Source organism: Aequorivita aurantiaca (genome assembly GCF_030410135.1).
GTDB lineage: Bacteria > Bacteroidota > Bacteroidia > Flavobacteriales > Flavobacteriaceae > Aequorivita > Aequorivita aurantiaca.
In genome coordinates this window covers 180,474-204,635 of sequence record NZ_JAUGQQ010000005.1, presented here as the reverse complement: position 1 = coordinate 204,635, position 24,162 = coordinate 180,474, and the positions used below count along the sequence as shown (strand labels likewise).

The window sequence follows — 24,162 nt, the reverse complement described above, 5'->3', positions numbered from 1 at the left end:
AAACCAAACAGAAAATTTTACTGAAGTGACACATTGCTGTAATTGGAATTAATAGTGATTGTCTTGCCGGATGTCTTGTTTTGGTTATAGCCTTTCAAAAAAACCCTATCGGCATTTTTGGATTCGTTGAGTTGAAGTGATTTTGGATATTTCAAAGTAGATTTTTTACCGGTGAAGTAAAACAAAAACGCTCCCACTGGCACTTTCACCACTGCGTCTGTATTTTCCAGCCGAATGTCAATGGTTTCAAAGGTATCCGAAATTTTTGCGATGCTCAAATCACCAAAAGAACCGGAAAGAAAAGCTTGATTGGTAATGTTTCCGATCCGCACATCGCTGGAATTGGCTTGCAAGTTTATATTTTGAACTGTACCCACGGAACAATTGTCCACAAACTTCACGTGGAGTGACCCCTGTTTCCAAGTATTTATATTCACCGGACCATAAGAAGCACTGATGAGGGTTTGCCCCCCATCAATGCTATTTGCCTTAAACGGCGTATAATCCAATTTGGCCTTCAAATTATTTGCGTCTGCCATTTTTAAACTGCCGTGACGAATGTTTACATTTGTTTTGGCGTTTTTGGGCATTCGAATAATAATGGTTTTCTTGGCATTGCCTGCGCTTGTGGTTGTTCGGTTTCCTTTAATTACAATAGAGGTTCCGTGAGGACTTTTGGTAACGGTTTTGGTATAATTTTCACCGTCTTTTTCATAGTTTTTCTCAATTTCCTTTGCCCAAGCCTCCATTTTTTTCCCATATTCCTCGCCCCAAGCTTCCATTCGCTTTCCAAAGTTTTCGCCCCAAGCTTCCATTTCCTTTCCGTAGGCCTCCCCTATACTATCAGTTCTACGGGCATCCCAGGAAGATTCAAAATTTTTGCTCCATTCATCCATTCGCTTTTGGAAGTCCTTATTAAACTTTTTATCAATCTGCGCCTCAAATTTTTTCATATAAGCCTCCTCATCTTTTTGAAACGCTTCATAATCGAATTGAATGCTGCCAATATTTTCCAAAAGTTCCGGCGGAAGTGGCGGCACTTGAATATTCTGCATCATCGGCATAACCATATTGTCCATAAGCGGACCTATAAAATCCATTTGTGGCATATTTGGCATCGCAAAACCTTCATTTTCAAAGTTGGAATTAATGCTAACTTCTTTGCTGTTCCCGGTTATGTCTAGGTTCCAGTTTTTCATCAAATTCTGCTTTTCCTTTTCGGAAAGTTTCTCACCCTCAATATAGGCCTCCACTTCAACTTTGTTTTTGTTCCACGTTTCAAAAACGATGTCAGTAAAAGAAGTGTTTACCGTCACTTCCACATTATCGGCCACATTAAAACTCTCCACATAATTTTGCTGTGAATAGCCAATGGTCCCAATCATTAGCAACAAAAGAAGGGTTGCTTTAGGTTTGTATGATTTCAAAGTTTTCATTGTTTTGATTTTTTAGTTCTTTTAATTTGTTCTTTAGCTTGAACAGCAAATCCAAGCGAATTTTTAAATTATCGATTAGCGCAACCACGGTAGCTTCGGTGGGCCCTACTTTATTAAGTTCAAGATTCAATCTGTTGTATTCTTTGTCCAATTCCGCCAATCTTTGCATATAACCATTAACAACATCCCTATTTTCCTCCGTGATTTTTAAAGAGGCCAATTGCACGTTGATACCTGTCATATAATATTCTTCCATTTTTTTCAAATCTGGAGAAATGTCTGCCAAGGTGAGCTGCTGTTTTTGGCTATTATTCACTTTTTCTGATTGAATATCTACCACAGAATTCTTCGTATCGCTTATATTTTCCGAATTCTTTGGTGAAAGCTGTTGATACCCAAAAAAACTTACCGCAATAAGTACCACGGCTACGGAAGCGATTTTGAGCCACTGCCACGATGTCCGCCTTTTTTCCGTGGAAGTTTCGGGAAAGGCCTGGTTCAATTTTGCTTTGAAACGTGCCTCGTGACCTTTGGGAAGTTCCACAGGTTCCGGCGTATAATTTTCGAACATTTTTTTAATATCCCGTGCCATAGCGCAAGTGTTTTAATTTTTCTTTCAATTTCATTTTTCCCCGATGAAGATAGGTTCGAGAGGCATTTTCAGAAATCTGCAGTATTTCTGAAATTTCCTGGTGATCATAACCTTCGATCAGAAATAATTTTACCGCTGTCCTGTAATTGTCCGGCAGTTCCTCAATGGCCTCCAATACTTCTGAAACCGTAGTTTCATCGGGGATGGACCAATCCACATCATCTTGGGCAATAGTGAAAACCTCATCGTTCAAACTCTCCGTTTCTAACTTTTTCGCCTTTAATGCATCCAGGCACGTGTTTACCACTATTCTCTTCAACCAGGCCCCAAAAGTGACGTCTCCCTTAAACTGGCCTAGTTTTTTAAATGCCTTTATAAAGGCTTCCTGCATTGCATCTTCCGCGGCAGCGCTGTCCTTTAAATATCGTTGGGCAATGATATACATGCCGTCACAATATTTTCCATATAGCACCATTTGTGCCTTTTGGTTAGACTGTTTGCACTGCTCGATAAGTAACAAATCGGACAAACTTGAAAATTTTTTTTGGTTGCTGTTCATCTAAAAGACGAAAAAAGAATTTAGTTGTTGCAATATTTATAAATTTTTTGAACGACAAAGTTGTTAAAAACATTTGACAGCCGTTAATTTTAGGGGAAATCGCTAAAATATTTTTAAGGTTTATTTAAAAATTCTGAGCATATAAATTTTGTATCTTGCTCGAAGAATTCCGAAGACGGTTTAAAAAAATTCTTTTCTGCCGTATTCTCTTCATTTTGATTTTGGCATAAAAAATGCTTCCAATTCGCTAATTTTATGCCCTCTAAATAAAAAAAAAGAAAATTGAAAATACAGAAACGGATCACGATTATTTTAATTAACCTTGATTGAATCTAACAATTATGAAAAAGAATTACGCAGATTTTGACAAACTAAACCGCTTGCTGGTGGCCTGTTTTGAAGCAGAAAAATTGTACTACAATGCCGCACAGGATGCCCAAACCACAGATTTGAAAAGGTTTTTGAATTATATGGCAGTGGAGCGAAACAGGATGAGCCACGACATTTCCAACGAGCTGCACTCGCGCGATATTGAGCCGTTAAAGGAAGACGCCGAAAAAGGCAACATTAGCCGCACATGGCAGGAAATTAAGGAAGCCCTTGAACATTTTGACGCCGAAGCAATTGTGAATTCCTGCATTAACCGGGACCGTAACAATATAAAAAGGTATGACGAACTTTTGGAACGAAAGGAATTGCCCGACGGCATTCTTGAACTTTTGGAAAAGCAGAAATATCAATTGGAGTGGTACATAAAACAGGCATTACAGCAGCCAAAGAAGAGTCCGTTTGTGGAAGAAAAGAAAGATGAAGTTAAGGAAGAGTCCAAAAAGGATGATGAAAAAGGAAAGGTTATAAACCTAAAAGCAATGTAAACAAAAAAGCCCCGGAAATCCGGGGCTTTTTTTATATTGCCAAATTTACTCGTCAAGCAATAAATTCAAATTTACGGTAATATTATCCTGTGTTGCCTTAGAGAAAGGACAAATTTTATGCGCATTTTTAATGATACTTTCCCCGGTTTTCACATCAACACCAGGAAGATAGCAATCAAGCGTAGCCTCTAGAAATGCTCCGTCCTCATCTTCATTAAACCCAATGGTTGCAGTAATACTGAAATCATCGGACAGCTCAATTTTCTTCTTTTTGGCTATCACTTGCACCGCCCCTCCAAAACAGGCCGCATAGGCCCCACCAAAAAGCTGCTCGGGATTGGTGCCATCGCCACCTTCACCACCCAGCCCTTTCGGGACAGAAAGCTGCAAATCCAATTTCCCGTCGTCGGTTTTTAAATGACCTTTTCGTCCACCAACTACTGTTGTTGTTGCTTCATATAATGTTTTCATCCTTAAAAATTTTTGTTAGATTGGAAAGATGGAAAGCCTGATAAAACATCTCCCTTTGATTATTAAATTGGCCTGCAGGCATTTCTAATTTTATTAATTTGCAATTGATAAGAAAATCCAATATACCACTGAAAACTGGCTTAATAAAAAACATATTCATAAAATTGTCCTAAATTCACATTGTGCCAAATAAGAAAAAAAATACAAGCGCCTTAACCGAAAAAAATGGGGTTGCCCCTCCGGAAACCTTGAACCAAAAGGTGGTGCGACAACTTCAAAAAAGCAGGAATAAACCCATATTGATCGAGCATTTGGTTTCTGAAATTCTTAAAGAAAATCAAGCAGCACTGAGCCAAGCAATTACCATTATTGAAAGCACTGCCCAAAAACACCAGCAACAGGCAAAAAAACTTATTGAGAGTTGTTTGCCATTTGCCAACAACTCCATTCGTATCGGAATTACTGGAGTTCCCGGCGTTGGCAAAAGTACATTTATTGAGAGATTTGGAAAATTATTAATTTCCCAAGGTAAGAAAGTAGCGATTCTAACCGTTGACCCTAGCAGTAGCATTAGCAAAGGCAGCATTTTGGGTGACAAAACCCGAATGGAAGATTTGGTGAAGGAAAAGAATGCTTATATCCGTCCTTCCGCCAGTGGCGATACCTTGGGCGGTGTTGCCCGAAAAACACGTGAAACCATTATTCTCTGTGAAGCCGCGGGTTTCGATGTAATTTTAATTGAAACTGTTGGCGTTGGCCAAAGTGAAACCGCCGTCCACTCGATGACCGATTTCTTTCTTTTGCTAAAATTGGCCGGAGCCGGCGATGAACTTCAGGGAATAAAACGAGGTATTATGGAAATGGCTGATTCCATTGTTATCAATAAGGCAGACGGCGATAATCTTAAAGCGGCAAAATTGGCAAAAACCGAATTCAACCGCGCCCTGCACCTTTATCCCGAAAAGGAAAGCGGGTGGGCTCCAAAAACCTTGCTCTGCAGTGCACTTAAAAATGACGGCATTGCTGAAATTTGGGACGTTATATCAAAATATTTTGAAAGCGTAAAAGCCAACGGATACTTTCAGCATAAAAGAAGAAACCAAAACAAATTTTGGCTGATGCAGACCGTGGATAGTAGATTGAAGATGGATTTTTATGAAAATCCTTCAGTAAAAAAGGAGTTGGAATTACAACTGAAAGCCTTGGATGAAAATAAAACCACACCCTTCGAGGCCGCGGAAAAATTATTAAAACTTAAATAAGCTAAACAAAATTTTTCTTGAACCATTCCGCCTGTGCTTCTAATCCATCCCTCAACGAAGTTTGTGGGTTATAGACCAAAAGTTTTCTAGCTTTGTCAATATTTGCCTTGGTCCGGGATTGGTCGCCAGCGCGAGGTGGTTTTTTTTCCAGTGCTATTTTTCTGTTTAAAATTTCCTCCACGGCAGCTATTCCCGCCGCCGTAGTGTTCTCGGTTTCGGTGCCCAAATTGAAAATTTCTCCGTTGCAGATTTCCTCTTTCCCAATAACACTTACAATTCCATCAACTATATCCTGTACATATGTAAAGCTTCGCAAATGTTTTTCACTGCCCTCAAAGAGTGGAAATTTCTTCGCGTTTAATCCACAATCTATCAATCGTGTGTAAAGTTTATCGGGTCTTTCGCGAGGGCCATAAACCGAAAATAAACGAAAAGAGGTGGCGCGCAATTTTTCCGCGCGTGTTTTGGCCATCACCAATTGTTCCGCTGCCAATTTTGTGACCCCGTACCACGACGCAGGTTTCGGGGGTACGGTTTCAGAAAAGGTCGCCTCTAAACCATAAATAGAGGAAGTTGCAATATTGACAAAAAATGGTTTCTCGGGCAGGTTCTCTGCAAACTCAAGCAATCGGTGAGTCGCCAAAATATTGTTGGTATAATAATCTTGGAAGGAAGAAGTATTTGAAATCCCGGGATGGGCCGCAAAATGAAAAATGAAATCTAAATCCAACGGTAGTGCTGCCACCAAATCATCCACTCGTAAATCAAGTGTAATGATTTCAATGCTATTTTCATTAAGTGATCGGGCATTGAGTGCTTTGAGCTGGGGGTCATAATAGGGTGAAAAATTATCCACTCCAATCACGTGGTGTCCCATTTTTTGCAGTCTTTCCGCAGTATGCGATCCTATAAATCCAGCTGCGCCGGTAATGAGTATCTTCATTTAAAAATCCTTTTCGATAACTGCTCTTTAATTTAATCCTGCAAAATAACCACTTTTTAAGTTAAGGCTTTTAATAAATTGGAGGCAATGTATTGATAAAACAAAATGATCTTTTCTCTAAAATAGGAAAGCGCCGAAGTTTTAAAGTAAAAAAATTACATTTGCAAAAACCTTTTTGGAACCATCCAATGTACGAATTTACCATAATTGTACCCGTTTACAATGAAGAAGAAAACCTGAAAAGGGTTGAGGAGGAACTACAGGAATACCTGAAAATAGCTAGCAAAAAGACATCGATTCTTTTTGTGAATGATGGTTCCAAAGACAATAGCCAGAACTTGATTGAAGAAATCTGCGCCCGAAACGATGACTTTTTTTATATCTGTTTCAAGGAAAACCGAGGCTTGAGCACGGCTATAAAAGCTGGGTTCGATACTATTGAAAGCCCATTGGTGGGTTATATTGACAGCGACCTTCAAACGGACCCAAAAGATTTCAACCTTTTGCTAGAGCACATTGGCGAGTATGATTTGGTTACGGGCGTTCGCGCCGATAGGAAGGATAAGTTCGTGAAAAACATGTCGTCCAAAATTGCCAATGGCATTCGCAGGTCCTTCACGCGGGATGGAATGGACGATACCGGCTGTCCGTTGAAAGTTATCAAAACCCCATTCGCAAAAAAAATTCCAATGTTCAATGGCCTGCACAGATTCTTGCCCGCAATGGTTTTGTTGCAGCACGGAAGAGTATTGCAAATCCCTGTAAAACATTTTCCACGACGTGCGGGTACGGCAAAATTTGGACTTTGGAACCGGTTGGGAGGTCCGCTGATGGATTGTTTCGCATATCTTTGGATGAAGAAAAAATACATCAACTACGAAATTAAATGCAAGGGATGAGCAATTGGATTGTGTATAGCATTGGCTTTTTGGCACAAATCCTTTTCAGCGGAAGGCTTATTTTACAATGGATTCTTTCCGAAAAAAGCAAACGCATCATTACCCCATCCCTTTTTTGGAAACTCAGTTTGCTGGCGTCCTTTCTACTTTTTCTGTACGGCCATCTGCGAAATGATTTTGCAATAATGCTGGGCCAGGCGCTTACCTATTATATTTATATCCGAAACCTACAATTGCAGGGCGAGTGGCAAAAAGCGCCAAAATGGTTTCAGTTAATATTGTTCATTTTTCCTATTTTCATTGTTATTTACGCTTACAATAACGGACAATATGACATCCAAAAACTTTTTAGGAATGATGCTATTCCACTTTGGCTTTTATTGTTGGGCATTGTTTCGCAAATAATTTTTACGTTGCGTTTTGTGTATCAATGGGTGGTTTCGGAAAAAACTAAAACCTCCCAATTACCGGTCGGTTTTTGGACTCTGAGCGTATTGGGAGCCTCCCTTATTTTAATCTACGCCATATTTAGAAAGGATCCGGTGCTTTTCGTGGGTCATATTGCGGGTTTGATTATCTACGCGCGAAATATTTTTATTGGGAAAAAACAGACCGATAATGAAAGTTGAGAAAAATTATTTATTGCTTCTATCGCTGATCTGTGCGGCAATATTTTTTGTGAACTTGGGCTCGTTGCCAGTGAACATAATGGAAGCAAGAAATTTTATTACCGCCCGTGAAATGTTGGTAGATGGAAATTGGTTGCTAACCACCATAAACGGGGAGCCGCGATACCAAAAACCTCCATTGCCCACATGGCTCACTGCCATATCCGCCGCAATGTTCGGGATTAAAAATGTTTGGGCATTGCGGCTTCCAGCGGCAATAATTACGGTTGTTTTGATATTTTTCTCCTATAAGTTTTCACAAAAACTTACTTCCGGCAAATTTTTCGCATTCATAAGTTCCCTGATAATGGCGACATCATTTTATGTTGTTGCTTCCGCCCGTGATGGACAGTGGGATATTTACACGCATGGGTTTATGGTGGTTTGCATCTACTTGCTATTTTTATTTTTTACGCAAGAAAAACACATTTACAGAAATACCATTTTAGCTGGGCTTTTTTTTGGCTTTTCGTTCTTGAGCAAAGGGCCCGTTTCCCTATATGCTCTGCTCCTGCCGTTTCTGTTGGCGTTCGGAATCGTTTACAAATTCCGAAATTTTAAATCGCGATGGTTGCCGCTTTTTGTTTTTCTATTTGTTGCAACAATTGTTTCTGCTTGGTGGCATTGGTACACTCTTACCTTTGATCCGGCTGCCGCGGCAATTACCAAAAAGGAAACCACCAACTGGATTAGCTACGAAACAAAACCGTTCTATTATTACTGGAGCTTCTTCACCCAAAGCGGAGTTTGGACCATTCCCGCATTTATAGCACTGTTATATCCGTATTTAAAAAACCGCGTAATCAACAAAAAAGCATATCTATTTACTTTTCTTTGGACTATTATTTCGGTTGTGTTGCTTTCTCTAATTCCGGAGAAAAAGTCTCGCTATCTGCTGCCTGTCCTAATTCCAATGGCGCTAAACACGGCATTTTATATTGAATATTTATTCAGAAAATTTAAGGAAATACGCGACAAGCGGGAAACTTGGCCGGTCTATTTCAATTTCGGACTGATCGCGCTGATCGGAATTGCCTTTCCCATAGGGGGTTACATATTTCTTAAAAACGGTTTATCGGGAAATTGGATATGGTTCGTGCTACTTTCAATAACATTGTTCGCCATTGGGATATTGATGTTTCGAAATCTTTTACGAAGAAAAATTGCCTCGGTTTTTTATCTAACCATTGCATTCATTGTAATAATCATTTGGTTCGGGCTACCGCTGAGTGCGGCCATTACCAACAATCCCGATTATAAATCCTTTTCAGAATTGAACCGCTTCGGAAATGAAAAGCAAATAATAATTTACGAATTCTCCGATATGACGCCCGAGCTAATCTGGGATTATGGCGAAAAGATGGAAATTTTAAAAACAGGTGATAAAGTTTCAATTCCCGAAGAAAAAGAATTCGGCGTAATGGTTTCAGAAAATAATATCGAACATTTTGAAGCCGTTTTCACACCTTTCAAAACAAAGCGGATTGGCCGTTATGACATGAACCCAAAAGGCCGTGAAAGTCGTACGCATAAAGACAGGCTGTATAGAGATTTGTTTATAGTTACGAAGCAGTAATTGCAGTTTGCGTTTTGAATTTCCTCTGCCCCCAACGCTGCAAAAGATAAAAAAGCCAGCCCACCAGACCACCAAAAGCCATCCCGCTAATAACATCCAGCGGATAATGCACGCCCAAATAAATGCGGCTATATCCTGTGGCTATGGCCCAAACCAACAATAAAAAGGGTAAATATTTATACCATTTTTGAAGGCTCAGCCCTAAAAAAACAGCAGCCGCCATACTGCTGGCCGCGTGGGCAGAAAAATAGCCATACCTACCACAACCTTCCGCAATGTGGCGCATTTGTTTTGTTAATTCCGCGACTTGGCAGGGGCGCGGGCGACGAAATCCGTGTTTAAAAACGTTTGCAACTTGGTCGGTGGCGGTAATCATCAGAGCTACGCAAACCACAATGACGAGCGTTCCTTTTAGACCATAGTTTTTATAAATTAAATAAAGAAGAATTGCGTAAATGGGAATGGACGACCATTTTTCGGTAACAAAAAGCCAAAACCCATCCCAAGTGGGGTTGCCCCAATTATTTAAAAGAAGAAACAGTTCAGTGTCGTATTTTAAAAGTTCTTCAAGCATTCAATTTTAATTCTTTTGAAACATTAATATAAATTCCGCCTTCAAACACTTCAACATTTAAACATTTAAACATTGAAACATTGAAACAGTTAAACAACAAAATTATTCCTCATCATAGCGGGCAATTTCCCTATCATAAAAATCATTTGCCCCCTGAATCAAATTCTCTGCCTCTGCCTCAAGCTCCTTTTGGTCCTCGGCATCAAAATCTTCCAACCATTCCACTTCATCGTTTTCAAGGTTTATTATAAAACGAGGAAACTCTGTATGAATTACAAAAATGGCGGTTGGATAATCGCTATTGTCGCCTAATAAATATTTTGGGAAATCCATTTTTTTGTTTTTTTGATGGTTGTTGGTTGATTGTTTGGTTATTATAAAAAAATCTCTGTTCTCTATTCTCTATTCCCTTTTTGCTAGTCGCTTTTCGCTATTGGCTCATCAACATTTTCTGCCGAATCAATTTTTTCGAAAGATAATTAAATCTGATGAATAACATAATGCCGCTTGCCGTTAAGCCCGCCAACAGGCCTATCCATATTCCCATGCTTTCCAAGGAGGTTTCCATACTTAAGTAATACGAAATTGGGAAACCGATAATCCAATAGGCTATAAAGGTTATGACCGTGGGAATCTTTACATCCTGCATTCCGCGCAGTGCGCCAAGTGCCACCACTTGAAGTGCATCGGTAAACTGGAAAATGGCAGCTATAATCAAGAGTTGTGCGGCTATGGTTACCACTTCAATATTATCGGTAAGATCTTCCACGCTGTTATAATCCAGGAATATTTTTGGCAATTCATCATTAAAAAGAATAAAGAAAATCGCAAAAATTAAAGACAATATTGAAGTCAACAATCCAATTGAAATGGCCACACGGCGCAATTCGCGAAAGTTTTTCAAACCTTTTTGGTTACCCACCCTAATCATAGCGGCCACGCTAAAACCCATTGCCACCATAAAGGTCATGGAGGCGAGGTTCAGTGCAATTTGGTTTGCCGCTTGAGGGTTTTTCCCTAGAATTCCTGACAGCCACACTGCCGAGGTGAAAATTGCCACCTCAAAAAACATTTGCAATGCCGAAGGAAAACCTAGGTTTAAAAGCTTCTTCAGCATTATTTTACTTAATGTGAATATCTTAATATTGGTAACAAAATATCGCGACTTTTCCTTTCGGCTCAACAAATACCACAAATAAGCAACCATCACTACCCGCGAGACCAAAGTCCCTATTGCCGCGCCCACTACCCCAAGTTCTGGGGCGCCAAATTTTCCGAAGATAAACATATAGTTGAGCAGCACGTTCACCAAATTAGCCACAACCGTAGCATACATGGGAAAACGCGTCATTGATAGGCCATCGCTAAACTGTTTAAATCCCTGAAAAATTATTAATGGCACCAGAGATGCTGCTACCAACGTTAGGTATGGCATTGCCAAATCCACCACTTCGGGCGGTTGTTTCATCACATACATCAGCGGTTTTGCGGCCATAACAATTGCAAACAGAACCAACCCAAGCACGCTGCACAAAAACAGACCGTGCTTAAATGATGATTTTCCCTTTTCACGATTTCCTTCGCCATCGGCCTCGGCCACCAAAGGTGTGATGGCGGTTGAAAAGCCCACGCCAATACTCATGGCCACAAACATAAAACTATTGCCCAGAGACACCGCGGCAAGTTCGGCACTACCCAATTGGCCCACCATAATATTGTCAACAAGAGCCACTACTTGGTGCCCGAGCATACCCAAAATTACCGGGGTTGCCAGTTTTGTATTGAACTTAAATTCCTTGGTATAATCAGAAAGTGCCAAAACGAAAGATTTTTGCGCAAAGATAGTTGTTGCGAATTTTTAAAGGGCAATTTCCCAAAAAACTGTTACTTTAATAAACCAAATAAATATAAGATGACAACCACCCAACAATTGGCAGACCGTTTCCGGGAAGTACTGCTGCACGGCACGTTTATAGCAAACACCAATTATAAGGCTCAATTGGAAAATCTGCCGTTGAAAATAGCGTGCAAAAAGGTGGGAGAACTCAACACCATCGCACTTTTGGCGCAGCATGTACATTATTATATAAAAGGTGTTTCTGCCGTATTTATTGGTAACGATCTGGAAATTAAGGATGTTAATAGTTTCTATTTTCCTCCCCTGACGGCTGAAAAAGAATGGAAGGATTTCCTCAATATTTTCTTTAACGATGCCGAAGAATTTGCAACTCTCGTGGAGCAACTGCCAGAAAGCAATTTAAACCATTCTTTTACCGATATAAAATATGGCACCTACCAAAGAAATATTGACGCCATGATTGAGCATTGTTATTACCACCTTGGACAGATTGTTTTGATAAAAAAGCTAATCCAATTCTCGAAGTAAAACCAAAAACTACTAACTCCTAACAACTAACACCTAACTCTTAATTTAAAGAATGCGCAGACAAGTTCCAAAATCCATATCTGGAAAAGGAACGAAAACTCGCGTCCGTATCTCCTTCTCCTGATGCGTTTTCCACGCGTGCCCATCTTAATTAAATCATATGCAATGCGCACCACTGACAACATAAAATTTGTATTTTTATAAATGATATCCTGTATAAATTAGAAATAAGGTTATATAAATATTCAAAAAACAGTATTTTTTCAATGTTATGCTTCACGCTTTGCATGGCTGCACGAACAGAAGATTGCGAAGTTGTTAAACCGGAAACAACCACTGTAGAACAAAAAGAACAAGCTGCTTTTTAATTTACCCACAGATTCTTAACAGCGGCATTCGCGAATGATGCGGAAACAAAAATGCAGATATTTGAAAGCAAAATATGGCGAAAGACAACTAGACAATGAGAATTTAGGCACCCTTATTCCACGATTAAAAAATAAATTCTCTATGAAAACTCACCGAATCTACAAAATGACCTTCGCCAGCGTGTATCCCCACTACATAGCCAAGGCCGAAAAAAAAGGACGAACCAAGGGGGAAGTAGATACCATTATCCATTGGCTAACCGGCTATAGCCTAGAACAACTGCAACAGCGAATAGACAAAAAGGTAACCTTTGAAACCTTTTTTGACGAAGCCCCCCATTTAAACCCAAACGTATCAAAAATAACCGGCGTAATCTGCGGCTACCGCGTAGAGGAAATTGAAGAACCGCTGATGAAGAAAATCCGTTACCTAGATAAACTAGTGGACGAGCTGGCCAAGGGCAGGGCGATGGAAAAAATTTTAAGGGTATAGCTATAGAATTTTCAATTTTCTTTTTATCCTTTGGCGTTATCTTTAAACAATCCTTCAATTTAATTCCCCTAAAAATTAAACTTATCTTTAGCCATCAATCCCATTAAATTTTGCTGAAAATGAGAGAATCCATTCGGGCATTAATTCAAAAGATAAAAGCTTTTTTAATCCACAATTTTCATCAATATAATAGCAAACTTCCCTATATAATTACGGTAGTTGTGGCGCTAATAATTGTTATTGGCGGTATTAATATGTTTGTTGAGCTCACGGATGAATTGCACGACGAACTTTTGCCTCAATATGATCAAGCTATTACCGATTACGTAATCGCTTTTCGAACTCCGGCGCTCACTCAATTTTTTATTTTTATTACCCATGTTGGCGATTTATATGGCTATTTAATTGTGCTAGCCATTTCCAGCCTGCTGTCCTTTTTTATTTTCAAAAAATGGAGAGGACTGTTGCAAACCATATTTGTTTTAGTGCTGGCCTCGCTCTCAAACACCATTTTAAAACGATTTATCGACCGGGCCCGACCGGGTATTGAACATCTAGTGTCCGTAGAAACCCTTAGCTATCCTAGCGGCCACGCCATGAGTGCCATGGCTTTTTATGGTTTTGTGATCTATCTCTTCTTTAACTTTAAGATCAACATCTATTTAAAAATCGGGATAGCTATTTTCTTGGTTTTCATTATTTTGGCAATTGGCATCAGTAGAATTTATCTGGGAGTGCACTATCCATCGGATGTTGCCGGCGGCTACATTGCTGGACTAATTTGGGTGGTGTTTTGCATCCTCATTTTCAATTTGGTTGAAGTTTTCCGCAAAGATCAAAAAACCTAATATATTCGTTTACAAGACTTCCCCGCTACTACGAAGCCTTTGTTTCCCCGAAAAAATTATATTTGTTTCACTATTCCTATTTATGAGCGACGTTGGCAATGTTATTTTATGGGCCGCCCTAATACAGGGCTTGCTATTGGCATTGCTGTACATTTTTTCAAAAACGCATAGCAGTTTTGCGAACACCCTTTTGGGATTTTTTTTGTTAAGTATCATCTTGGAAGCGCTTACCACCATTCTGCCTTTTCGTTATATAGGTTCCTATCCCGTGGACACGTATTTTTCGCTGCTCGAAGTAAAACTGTTCATTCCCCTCTTCTTTATACATTATGTGTTGGAAAAAATTGGCAAAAGTGCCAAGTACAGGAAATTCTTGAAGTACAACTATATTCTGGCCACAGCCATTGGTGCGCTCACCATTTTAAATATATTTCTTTTTTTCATGCATTCGGTTACCTTGGAAGCCGCATTTGGGCCAATGGCTGTTGAAAATTTCCACCTGGCGCAACAGCTTTATGCCTTTGCTATTTTGGTTGCCGCCTTTACCATTGCCATCACGGAAACCCGCGCCTTCAGAAAACTAGCCCAAAATGAATATTCCGACTATAAAATGCTTCAAATAAACTGGCTTTGGCAATTCATATTTATGTTGGTTCCGGCCACCTTGCTTTGGGGAATTGAAATAGCCCGAATCCTTTTTATCGGTCCCAGTGAAACAAATTTAGAAATGATCATCTGGGGTTTTGTTGCGCTTTTTTTCTACTTTCTCAGTTATAAGGCCTACCAGCATGCCAATTTGTTCGATCAAATTCCTCATCGGATTGTTCCCGAAAATGAAGTTCTATCCAATGAATTTCCCTTTCAAAAATGCGATGCATTCCAAAGTGAGGCAATTCATAAATTTATGGTGGAAACCGAACTTTTCTTGAACCAGGATCTAACACTCCATCATTTTGCAAAGGCCATCAATATGTCCCCCAGATTGATTTCCACTTGTATCAATACTAATTTTGGTAATAATTTCAATGAATGGGTAAATGGGTTTCGAGTTGAAAAAGCCATAAAACTTATCGAAACTGATACAAAAAACCAGTTGTCCCTCGAAGGGATTGGCACTGCTGCAGGTTTTAAATCACGGTCCACCATGTATTCCGCTTTTCAAAAAAAATTGGGCCATTCCCCCGGGCAATACAGAAAATTATAGTGTCCGAATGTGTGTATTGTTTTAAGTAGTTGTCCTAAAAACCGTATTTGATACAACGCTGGTTTTTACGGTTCGATTTCGCGCCATACTTTTGCTGGATTCAATCAAAAATTTAATCAAACACATTATGAAAAATCTAATTTATTTACCGGTTTGCCTTTTCTATATTTTAATTTCCTGCAATGACGACGACATGGTAGTAGGTTCCGGCAGAATGGTTACCGAAACCCGAAGCGTTGAAAACTTCTCAAAGGTGAAAAGTGAAGGCGTTTTTGAAGTAACCATAACACAAGGCCCAGTTCAATCCCTTGAAATTACTGCAGACGACAACGTAATAGGGCGCGTGGAAACGAAAGTTATAGACAATGAGCTAAGGCTTTTTTTAAAAAATGACGGCTACAATCGCGTTACCCTGAAGGCACGAATTACCGTACCACATCTTAACGGCCTCAAGAATTCAGGTACTGGAAACATAGCCGTTCAGGAAATGGTAGGGAATGGCCATTTTAACGTAGAAAATTCCGGCACTGGCGATATAAAAATCGCAGGCAGCGCAGAAAGCTTGTCCATTTATAATGAAGGTACGGGCAGTTTCCACGGCTTTGCCTTTATGGTTAAAAATGCCGATGTGGAAACTATGGGCACGGGAGATATTGAAGTGCACTGCTCCGAAAACCTGACTGTGGAAATAGAAGGCAGCAGCAATGTTTATTACAAAGGAAACCCTACGGTACAAGTGGATATCCACGGTTCCGGCAGTTTGATTAATGCCAATTAAGAAACAAAATTGGAATTCTTCTAAATAATAACTGGGCGGTGGTTGAATCCATTCACCGTCCATTTCTATTTTTCGGAAAGTTTAGTATCGGCCATTTTTTGAAACATTTTATGTTCGAAATATTCACTATAGGTGCTTCAATTCAAAAAAATAATATCTTTGAAACCTCAACTTTCAACACGAAAAAAATGCAATCAGCAGCCACAACGCCAAATCAATACATTGCGGAATTGCCACACGACAGAAAGGAAGCAATGCAAAAATTGCGCGAAACCATATTACTAAATCTGCCAAAAGGTTTTGAGGAAACCATGCAATATGGAATGTTGAGTTATGTGGTGCCGCACAACATCTATCCCGATGGCTACCATTGCAAACCCTCCGATGCGCTGCCTTTCGTGAGTATTGCCTCCCAAAAAAATAATATAAGTTTATACCATTCGGGAATTTATGCGGACCCCGAACTGTTGGAATGGTTTAAGGCAGAATATCCCAAACACGCCAAAGGAAAGCTGGATATGGGCAAAAGCTGCATTCGTTTCAAAAATGTGGATAATATTCCTTTTGAGTTAGTGGGCCAGCTCACCACAAAAATTTCAGTTGCCCAATGGATTGAAATTTATGAGCGTGTTCTTAAAAAACAGTAGTAAATACTAATTTAAAGGCGACTTTTTTAGAAACCGAAGCCTATTTCTTATTCCCAAAAACAACCAGTTCATTTTAAAAAGCTTCCTATTTTTGCATATACAAATTAGGACGCAAATGGCTGTATCAGATTTTATAATTAATTCATACGAATCCACTATTGGGCTGGACCAAATACATGTAAGCGAAGAGAACCAAAACTCGCTAAACCAGCTGTTGAAGGAATATAAACACCTGGCCATTCTTAGCCATTATAACCTTCCGGTAGCCAACAAAATTTTTCTCTTCGGCCATACGGGATGTGGAAAAACCACCACCGCAAAGGCCATTGCAAAAGCATTGAACAAAAAGATAATCATCCTAAACTTAGGAAACATTGTGTCCTCTAGATTAGGCGAAACAGCTCGGAATATCACCGAGGTATTTTCAAAAGCTGCCCGGGAAAACGCAGTTTTATTGTTGGATGAATTTGATTCCATTGGCAAATTTCGCGATCACGATGCCAAGGATTCCGCTGAAATGAAGCGATTGGTGAATACAGTTATCCAATTGATTGATGAGCTGCCCAGCCATGCGTTTTTGATTGCAGCTACCAACCACTCCCAAGTTATTGATACCGCACTGTTGCGCAGGTTTCAGCTAAAATTGAAATTTGAGTTGCCCACCCCAAAACAATTGGACACCTATTATGATTCGCTTTTAAATCCATTTCCCGAGGAATTTAGAAGCGTCGAGCGGACATATAATATTTCCTATGCGGAAGCGAAGGACATAACTTTGAGGGCTGTGAAGAATAACATAATTGCCAGCGAAGAGGTGAAAAATAGTAGTAATGTTTTCGAAAATACTGATGGATCGATTACGTGATCAGCCCCAACGAAATTGTTAAAGTCAGTGGATTCATTAGAAAGTAAGATTTTAAAAACCGTCGTAAACGCTCCTGATTTAAGGATTAATTCGGAACTATATCCTTTTGAAACATTTGAGTTTTCCAATGAACAAGTGAATGCAAGCAATTTCACATTTCCGAGCAATTCCGTAATGGGAATGCAGGCAGAAGCGTGCTTTGAAGCATACCTAAAGCAATCGGAAAATTTTGAACTATTGGCTGCCAACCTGCAAATTAATGACGGAAAAAAGACGTTGGGCGAACTGGATTATATTGTAAAGGATCTCGCCGCAAAAAGAATTGTACACATTGAATTGGCTTGTAAATTTTATCTATATGATGAAATTGAAAATGCTTCCGAAGCAGAACATTGGATCGGTCCCAACCGGAAGGACAGTCTTTTTTATAAATTGGAAAAGATCAAAACGAAGCAATTTCCACTGCTCCACGAGGCGGAAACGATCAAAAAATTGCAACAGTTAAATATAGAAAAACCCACCGTACAGAAATTATGTTTGAAAGCATTTCTATTTCTTCCGAAGAAAATAAAACCCGATTTTCTTCCCAAATATATTCAAGATTGTATTGTGGGCTATTACATTAAACGACAAGATTTTACCGTCGTGAAAAATGCCCGTTACGCCATGCCGAGTAAAAAAGAATGGCTCTTGCCCATCGAGGAAATTACCGATTGGTATGGTTATTCAGAAATAAAAAGTATGCTTGAGGCTCAATTGAAAATGAACAAGTCACCCTTAATTTATCAAAAAACGCCTCATGAAATAGAGCGGTTTTTTGTAGTCTGGTGGTGAAAGAATAAAATTCTGTCTCAGAAAAATGATGGCTTAGTTAGTGCCATAAGTGTCGAATAAATAAACTAAACTGGCCATAGTGGCCGCTCCTAGTTCGAGTTCGCGTTTGTTTACGGCATCAAAAGTATCATTGGCTGCGTGGTGGAGGTCAAAATATCGCTGGCTATCCGGCAAAAAACCGGCCAATACATCTATATTTCCCTTTAGTGGCCCAATGTCTGCACCGCTATATCCTTTTTCGAAATAATGAATTAAATACGGTTTGAACAATGGCTCCCAAGATTTTACCTTGCGAAAATTCGATTCATCACAATCCAATGAAAATCCGCGAGGCGTAAAACCGCCCGCGTCACTTTCAAGGGCAAACCGGTGCTTTTCGTTTTTGCGTTTTGCTTCCTCTGCATATTTATTTCCACCGCGAAGGCCATTTTCCTCATTCATAAAAAGCACCACACGAATGGTGTGCTTTGGTTTATAGCCCACCTTTTTAAACAGGCGCAGCACTTCCATACTTTGCACACAGCCGGCACCGTCATCATGAGCGCCATCACCAAGATCCCAACTGTCCAAATGTCCACCGACAACCATATATTCATTGGGTTTAGTACTGCCTGTTATTTCTCCAATTACGTTATAGGATTGTACGTCGTCAAAGGTTTTGCAATTTTGTTTAAAATAAAATAAGAGATTGGGTTGCAACTTTAACAAACTGCTTAAATAATCGGCGCCGTTTGTGCTTATGGCGGCAGCGGGAATGCGTTGGTTCACGGGGATGTTTCCATAACTCATAGCACCCGTATGCGGATAATCATCCTGACTTAGCGTCATAGACCGAACAATTACCCCAACTGCGCCAAATTTTGCGGCTTCCGCGGCCCCTGAATAGCGCTGGTCAACACAGCCACCGTATGCTTCAAATGTTTGAATTAAATCTGCCTGCATGGGTCTGTTGTAGAAAACTATTTTTCCGGCAATTTTTTCCTTGCCGAGAGTGGCCAATTCATCAATGCCCTTTACTTCTACCAATTCGGCCTTTATTCCCAAATTGGGAGTTGGCACGGAACCACCGAGCGCGCATATATCAGTCACGCTTTTTTCACCGGTTGGCGATTCAATATATGCATATTCTTTAAATCCGCGCGTCCATTTGGGAACCATTACAGGCTGCAGCCAAACCTTGTCCAGTCCCAATTCCTTTAATTCGGTTTCGGTATATTTTATGGCATTTTCTGCTTCAATGGAACCGGAAAGTCGCCCGCCAATTTCATTGGAAAGATAGTCCAGCCATTCATAAGCCTTCCCCTCAGTTAGGGCAGCAGTGTATAATTTTTTCATCATTACGGAATCCTGCACAGCATTTTGTGAAAAACCTGAGGCGGCCGTACTAAAAACAAAAAGTAAAACGGGGATTGAAGGAAATTTCATTATAAAAATTTTGATAGTTAAAGCGTGATTACGCAAAGGTAAATATTTGTACGATTAATCATTTTTTAGCCGTTCCCGGTATTCCGAAATTTTTGCCTTGATTGCATCGTCCAATTCGGGTTCTTTGATATCGTTATATTTTTGAAGTTCCTGCAGCAGTATTTCTGCAACTATAACACGGGCGATATCCTTATCGTTTGACGGAATCACGTACCACGGAGCTTTTGGTTTGGAGGTGCGATTAATGGCATCTTCATAATATTTTCTATAATCCTCCCAAAGGGCACGCTCATCCAAATCACCGGGAGAGAATTTCCAGTTTTTGTTAGGCTTGTCTAAGCGGCGGAGTTGGCGTTGTTTCTGTTCTTCTTTACTAATATTCAAAAAGAATTTAAAAATAATGGTTCCATTTTCTTGAAGCGTTTTTTCGAAATCATTGATTTGCTGAAATCGTTTGTCCCAAAAATTTGTGTTGATATCATCCAAAGTGTTGACGTCCGGTAAATTTTCTCCAAGAATATATTGAGGATGTACTCTTGTGACTAAAACATTTTCATAATGGGTGCGGTTAAAAATTCCAAACTTTCCCCGTTCGGGCAGGGCAATATAATGGCGCCAAAGAAAATCGTGTTTTTTTTCAAGTGCAGTGGGCGTTTTGAAGCTGTGAACCACCACACCACGGGCGTTAAAACTTTTAAAGACTTCACGTATGAGGCTGTCTTTTCCGGCAGTATCCATACCCTGAAGGCAGACCAAAACTGCATACTTTCCGTGGGCGTATAAGGTATCTTGAAGTTTCCCCAATTTTTGTCGAGTTGTTTTAAGACGGTCTTTCAGTTCGTCTTCTGTAGCGTTTAAATCCCAATCATTTTTAGTGCCGTCAAGTTTTATGGGCTGCGTAACCTTAAAATCGTCAATCTTAACCTTTTTCATGCGCGATTATTTACTTGCGAAAAGTTTCACATCTTCCTCACTTATTTCGTTTCCGCCGAGAATTATGAGTCTTTCCACCACGTTTCTAAGTTCACGGACATTACCCGTCCAATCATATTCCTGCAAAAGTTTTATTGCTTTGGAGGTAAACTTCTTTTTGGCGGTGCCGTGCTCTATGGAAATTTTATCCGAAAAATAATCTACCAGTAATGGTATATCGTTCCGTCTGTCATTCAAGGCCGGGACTTTTATAAGGATTACTGCCAGCCTGTGGTAGAGATCTTCCCTAAAACGGCCCGCCTCTATTTCCTTTTTCAAATCTTTGTTGGTAGCGGTGATTACGCGCACATCAACCTTAATATCTTTATCGCTACCCACCCTTTGCACCTTGTTTTCCTGCAAAGCGCGAAGCACCTTGGCTTGGGCCGGGAGGCTCATATCACCAACTTCATCCAAAAAAATGGTGCCACTATTGGCGGCCTCAAATTTACCAGCGCGCTCCTTTATTGCTGAAGTAAAAGCCCCTTTTACGTGCCCGAAAAGTTCGCTCTCTATCAATTCACTGGGTATTGCGGCACAATTTACTTCAATCATGGGGCCACTGCTGCGCTCGCTTTTTTGATGGAGCCAGTGAGCCACCAATTCCTTTCCCGTTCCGTTTGGGCCGGTAATGAGGACGCGGGCTTCTGTGGGTGCCACTTTTTCGATCATTTCTTTTATATGTTCAATTTCGTGGGACGCGCCGACCATTTCGTAGTTTTTGGAAACTTTCTTTTTTAGTCGGGTATTCTCAACTACCAATTCCTTTCTGTCCAAGGCAATACGCACAGTGTTCAGCAATCTATTCAAGTCTGGGGGTTTGGAGATGTAATCAAACGCGCCCATTTTCATAGTATTCACGGCTGTTTCCAAATCGCCGTGACCAGAAATCATTACTATTGGGATTTCCGGTTTTATTTTTTTTGCCGCCTCGAGCACCTCAACTCCGTCCATTTTCGGCATTTTGATATCGCAGAGCACCAAATCAAAATCTTCTTTAGTGATCATTTCCAGCCCAACAAGGCCATCTTCCGCCTCGAAAACTTCGTACCCCTGGTTTTCCTCAGAAAGAATTTTAACCAACACTCTCCTTATTGCTGCTTCGTCTTCAATTATAAGTATTCTGTACATGGACATTTTATTATTGCCTAAAATAAGGCAGTTTAAGGCTAAGGTTTTTTAATACTTTAACCATTTAAAAATCTCTTTATAGGTTGGTTTTTTTCCGTACATCAAAATTCCCACGCGATAAATTTTAGCGGCGAACCAAACCATTCCTATAAAAGTGGCGAAGAGAAGTACTACCGAAATGAGCTGTTGCCACAGCGGCACACCGAATGGAATGCGCATAAGCATAACAACGGGAGAGGTAAACGGGATGTATGAGAACACCTGTGAAACCGTGCCGTGGGGATTGTCAATTACCGTAAAAAAGCCCACATAAACCGCTAGGATTAGGGGCATCAAAATGGGCATCATAAACTGTTGGGTGTCTGTTTCGCTATCAACCGCGGCGCCAACGGCGGCATATAATGATGCGTACAGTAAATATCCTCCCACAAAGAAAAGGATGAACATTAATATTAAATTGAGAATCGGCAAATTGTTGATTTCAACCATGATGTCCTGCAAGACCTGCTGTGCGCCTCCCTCCACCTTATTTTCCATAATTTGTTGGGAAGGCGAGCCCGCGGCGGGATCTATTCCAAAAACGGAAGTTACAACCGTCATCAAAACAACAATCAAAACCACCCAAATTAAAAATTGTGTAATGCCCGCCAAAGTGGTTCCGAAAATTTTTCCGAGCAGCAACAATCGAGGTTTCACGGACGAAATAATTACCTCTATAATCCGGCTCGTTTTTTCCTCTATCACACTGCGCATTATCATGTTGCCATAAATAATGATGAACATAAAAAGCAAATAGCCCGCGGCGCCACCAAAGGCCAATTTCAAGCCGGAACCAAGTTTGGAGGTTTCCTTCCCTTGAAAGGTTTCTTGGTTCGCATCAATATTTATATGGAGATTTTTGATGGTTTCAGCATCAATGCCGGCTTCCCTTAATTTTAAAGCATTCGCCTTTGACTCCAACAGATTATTGATGTCGCCCATCATAGAAAGTGAGGGCGAATCTTCGGAATAAAATGTTATGCCTTTGGATAGGTCTTCCAATCTCTCAGTTTTCGGAATGTACAACAACCCGTTGATGTCTTCCTTTTCGGCTTGCTTTTTCGCTTCATCCAATGTAATATTTTGCAAGATTTTATATTGGCTATGCGGGGAACTATTAAACTCCTCAATGAACAATCCGCTGTTGTCCAAAACTGAGATTCTCCGAATGGTATCACTATTCAGGCTTGAGAGGTAGGCCACCAGAGCAAAAATCCCAACAAATATAAATGGGCTCAAAAAAGTCATTATTACGAAGGACTTATTGCGAACTTTGGTTAGATATTCCCGTTTAATGATGAGCGAAAGATGGTTCATTGCTGATTAATTTTTTTTGATGGTTTCAATAAAGATATCACTTGCAGAGGGAATTACTTCCACGAAATGGGTGAGCTGACCCAATGATGTTAAATAGCTGACAAAGTCATTGGTTGCCACGGAATCCGGCACCTTTATTCTGTATTGCAATTCGTCATGAATGCTTTTGAAGGTAGCCGGAAAAATTTCAAATTTATCCCGTAAAACATCCGAAATGGCTGCATGATTTGTGGTTTTAAGTCCAATTTCAAATGTATTGCTTCTATATTGCCTTTTTATTTCTACCAATTTCCCGTCAAGGATCTTATTTGATTTGTGGATGAGCGCAATATGGTCACACATTTCCTCGACAGATTCCATTCGGTGCGTAGAAAAAATTACGGTCGCTCCGTCATCGCGAAGTTTCAAAATTTCGTCCTTTATCAAATTGGCATTTATGGGATCGAAACCGCTGAAGGGTTCATCAAAGATCAGCAACTTCGGTTTGTGCAGCACAGTTACCACAAACTGTATTTTTTGTGCCATCCCTTTGGAAAGCTCTTGAATTTTTTTATCCCACCAGTCGCCAATTTGCAAGCGGTCAAACCAATATTTTAAGCGCTCCTTTGCCTCTTGTTTTGAAAGCCCTTTCAACTGCGCCAAATAGAGTGCCTGCTCCCCAACCTTCATAGTTTTATAGAGACCGCGTTCTTCGGGAAGGTAACCGATATATTGAATGTGGCGGGGCTGCAGCGGCTCGCCGTCGAGAATGACAGTGCCGGAGTCCGGCATTGTAATTTGGTTTATAATCCGAATGAGAGTGGTTTTTCCCGCTCCGTTCGGGCCCAACAATCCGAAGATGCTTCCTTTTTCCACTGTTATGGAAACGTTGTTAAGCGCATTATAACTGCCGTAATTTTTGGAAACATTATTGACAACTAAAAGTTTTTCCATGAAATTTATTTGAAGTCTGTAAATATATTGATTTGGCCCAACCCTATCCTTTAAAATGCGTGAGATT

Annotated in this window: 26 protein-coding genes; 13 read left to right on the top strand and 13 right to left on the bottom strand. The window is 40.2% G+C overall.

The genetic code is table 11. The features are described from left to right. Positions 1-17 precede the first annotated feature (17 nt). From QRD02_RS09815 to QRD02_RS09805, 3 genes are read right to left on the bottom strand one after another with little or no spacing between them, the layout of a single operon-like run. Entirely contained in the window at positions 18-1,436 is a 1,419-nt protein-coding gene (locus tag QRD02_RS09815) for a YggN family protein (RefSeq protein ID WP_290254768.1), read from the bottom strand. After that, positions 1,408-2,028: a hypothetical protein gene (locus QRD02_RS09810; RefSeq protein ID WP_290254767.1), complete on the bottom strand. Its 621-nt coding sequence runs from the start codon at positions 2,026-2,028 to the stop codon at positions 1,408-1,410. Before QRD02_RS09810 ends, QRD02_RS09815 begins: the two co-directional genes overlap by 29 nt. Continuing rightward, positions 2,012-2,557, bottom strand: coding sequence for an RNA polymerase sigma factor (locus QRD02_RS09805; protein ID WP_290254766.1), 546 nt, complete (start codon positions 2,555-2,557; stop codon positions 2,012-2,014). The genes QRD02_RS09810 and QRD02_RS09805 overlap by 17 nt, the downstream gene beginning before the upstream one ends. Before the next feature lie 371 nt (positions 2,558-2,928). On the opposite strand from QRD02_RS09805, the gene QRD02_RS09800 reads away from it, so the two are divergent. Continuing rightward, positions 2,929-3,462, top strand: a complete 534-nt coding sequence (locus QRD02_RS09800; protein WP_290254765.1) for a DUF2383 domain-containing protein — start codon at positions 2,929-2,931, stop codon at positions 3,460-3,462. A 45-nt stretch (positions 3,463-3,507) separates the two neighbouring features. Here the strand turns inward: QRD02_RS09800 and QRD02_RS09795 are convergent, their stop codons facing one another. Continuing rightward, a complete protein-coding gene (locus QRD02_RS09795) occupies positions 3,508-3,933 on the bottom strand; it encodes an Ohr family peroxiredoxin (RefSeq protein ID WP_290254764.1) in 426 nt (141 codons plus the stop codon). Positions 3,934-4,115: 182 nt separating this feature from the next. Between QRD02_RS09795 and meaB the strand changes: the two genes are divergently transcribed. Then, complete coding sequence (gene meaB / locus QRD02_RS09790; RefSeq protein WP_290254763.1) at positions 4,116-5,195, top strand: methylmalonyl Co-A mutase-associated GTPase MeaB; 1,080 nt, start codon at positions 4,116-4,118, stop codon at positions 5,193-5,195. A 1-nt stretch (position 5,196) separates the two neighbouring features. On the opposite strand, the gene QRD02_RS09785 is transcribed toward meaB, so the two are convergent. Further along, positions 5,197-6,138: an NAD-dependent epimerase/dehydratase family protein gene (locus QRD02_RS09785; RefSeq protein ID WP_290254762.1), complete on the bottom strand. Its 942-nt coding sequence runs from the start codon at positions 6,136-6,138 to the stop codon at positions 5,197-5,199. 188 nt (positions 6,139-6,326) lie between these two features. On the opposite strand from QRD02_RS09785, the gene QRD02_RS09780 reads away from it, so the two are divergent. Genes QRD02_RS09780 through QRD02_RS09770 form a run of 3 tightly spaced genes read left to right on the top strand, consistent with a single transcriptional unit; the run spans position 6,327 to position 9,281 of the window. After that, positions 6,327-7,037 carry a glycosyltransferase family 2 protein gene (locus QRD02_RS09780; protein ID WP_290254783.1) on the top strand — a complete coding sequence of 237 codons (711 nt, stop codon included), beginning with the start codon at positions 6,327-6,329 and terminating at the stop codon, positions 7,035-7,037. Then, positions 7,034-7,666, top strand: coding sequence for a lipid-A-disaccharide synthase N-terminal domain-containing protein (locus QRD02_RS09775; RefSeq protein ID WP_290254761.1), 633 nt, complete (start codon positions 7,034-7,036; stop codon positions 7,664-7,666). The genes QRD02_RS09780 and QRD02_RS09775 overlap by 4 nt, the downstream gene beginning before the upstream one ends. Beyond that, positions 7,656-9,281: an ArnT family glycosyltransferase gene (locus QRD02_RS09770; RefSeq protein WP_290254760.1), complete on the top strand. Its 1,626-nt coding sequence runs from the start codon at positions 7,656-7,658 to the stop codon at positions 9,279-9,281. Before QRD02_RS09775 ends, QRD02_RS09770 begins: the two co-directional genes overlap by 11 nt. Here QRD02_RS09770 and QRD02_RS09765 read toward each other — a convergent pair. From QRD02_RS09765 to QRD02_RS09755, 3 genes are all read right to left on the bottom strand, one after another. Further along, positions 9,268-9,855 (bottom strand): phosphatase PAP2 family protein, encoded by a 588-nt coding sequence (locus QRD02_RS09765; protein ID WP_290254759.1) that lies wholly within the window; start codon positions 9,853-9,855, stop codon positions 9,268-9,270. The genes QRD02_RS09770 and QRD02_RS09765 overlap by 14 nt on opposite strands. 102 nt (positions 9,856-9,957) lie before the next feature. After that, complete coding sequence (locus QRD02_RS09760; RefSeq protein WP_290254758.1) at positions 9,958-10,188, bottom strand: DUF8828 family protein; 231 nt, start codon at positions 10,186-10,188, stop codon at positions 9,958-9,960. A gap of 97 nt (positions 10,189-10,285) precedes the next feature. Continuing rightward, positions 10,286-11,674, bottom strand: coding sequence for an MATE family efflux transporter (locus QRD02_RS09755; protein ID WP_290254757.1), 1,389 nt, complete (start codon positions 11,672-11,674; stop codon positions 10,286-10,288). Between the two features lie 93 nt (positions 11,675-11,767). Here QRD02_RS09755 and QRD02_RS09750 point away from each other — a divergent pair, with 93 nt between their 5' ends. From QRD02_RS09750 to QRD02_RS09715, 8 genes are all read left to right on the top strand, one after another. After that, the gene (locus tag QRD02_RS09750; RefSeq protein WP_290254756.1) at positions 11,768-12,241 is read left to right on the top strand and encodes a DUF1572 domain-containing protein; all 474 of its coding nucleotides are present in this window, start codon (positions 11,768-11,770) and stop codon (positions 12,239-12,241) included. 510 nt (positions 12,242-12,751) lie between these two features. Then, on the top strand, positions 12,752-13,102 hold the full coding sequence (locus QRD02_RS09745) for a DUF2200 domain-containing protein (protein WP_290254755.1): 351 nt from the start codon (positions 12,752-12,754) through the stop codon (positions 13,100-13,102). Between the two features lie 119 nt (positions 13,103-13,221). Continuing rightward, positions 13,222-13,950 carry a phosphatase PAP2 family protein gene (locus QRD02_RS09740; RefSeq protein WP_290254754.1) on the top strand — a complete coding sequence of 243 codons (729 nt, stop codon included), beginning with the start codon at positions 13,222-13,224 and terminating at the stop codon, positions 13,948-13,950. 82 nt (positions 13,951-14,032) lie between these two features. Then, entirely contained in the window at positions 14,033-15,154 is a 1,122-nt protein-coding gene (locus QRD02_RS09735; RefSeq protein ID WP_290254753.1) for an AraC family transcriptional regulator, read from the top strand. A gap of 127 nt (positions 15,155-15,281) precedes the next feature. Further along, complete coding sequence (locus tag QRD02_RS09730) at positions 15,282-15,932, top strand: head GIN domain-containing protein (protein WP_290254752.1); 651 nt, start codon at positions 15,282-15,284, stop codon at positions 15,930-15,932. 188 nt (positions 15,933-16,120) lie between these two features. Continuing rightward, complete coding sequence (locus QRD02_RS09725; RefSeq protein WP_290254751.1) at positions 16,121-16,579, top strand: DUF1801 domain-containing protein; 459 nt, start codon at positions 16,121-16,123, stop codon at positions 16,577-16,579. Positions 16,580-16,694: 115 nt separating this feature from the next. After that, positions 16,695-17,444, top strand: a complete 750-nt coding sequence (locus QRD02_RS09720; RefSeq protein WP_290254750.1) for an AAA family ATPase — start codon at positions 16,695-16,697, stop codon at positions 17,442-17,444. A gap of 27 nt (positions 17,445-17,471) precedes the next feature. Continuing rightward, positions 17,472-18,278: a DUF1853 family protein gene (locus tag QRD02_RS09715; protein WP_290254749.1), complete on the top strand. Its 807-nt coding sequence runs from the start codon at positions 17,472-17,474 to the stop codon at positions 18,276-18,278. A 33-nt stretch (positions 18,279-18,311) separates the two neighbouring features. Here QRD02_RS09715 and QRD02_RS09710 read toward each other — a convergent pair whose 3' ends face one another. From QRD02_RS09710 to QRD02_RS09690, 5 genes are read right to left on the bottom strand one after another with little or no spacing between them, the layout of a single operon-like run. Next, positions 18,312-19,703 carry a M20/M25/M40 family metallo-hydrolase gene (locus QRD02_RS09710; RefSeq protein WP_290254748.1) on the bottom strand — a complete coding sequence of 464 codons (1,392 nt, stop codon included), beginning with the start codon at positions 19,701-19,703 and terminating at the stop codon, positions 18,312-18,314. Positions 19,704-19,757: 54 nt separating this feature from the next. Beyond that, positions 19,758-20,636: a PPK2 family polyphosphate kinase gene (locus QRD02_RS09705; protein ID WP_290254747.1), complete on the bottom strand. Its 879-nt coding sequence runs from the start codon at positions 20,634-20,636 to the stop codon at positions 19,758-19,760. Between the two features lie 6 nt (positions 20,637-20,642). Further along, on the bottom strand, positions 20,643-21,806 hold the full coding sequence (locus QRD02_RS09700) for a sigma-54-dependent transcriptional regulator (RefSeq protein ID WP_290254746.1): 1,164 nt from the start codon (positions 21,804-21,806) through the stop codon (positions 20,643-20,645). Positions 21,807-21,854: 48 nt separating this feature from the next. Next, a complete protein-coding gene (locus QRD02_RS09695) occupies positions 21,855-23,162 on the bottom strand; it encodes an ABC transporter permease (protein WP_290254745.1) in 1,308 nt (435 codons plus the stop codon). A gap of 6 nt (positions 23,163-23,168) precedes the next feature. Further along, positions 23,169-24,095: an ABC transporter ATP-binding protein gene (locus QRD02_RS09690; RefSeq protein WP_290254744.1), complete on the bottom strand. Its 927-nt coding sequence runs from the start codon at positions 24,093-24,095 to the stop codon at positions 23,169-23,171. Between the last annotated feature and the right edge of the window lie 67 nt (positions 24,096-24,162).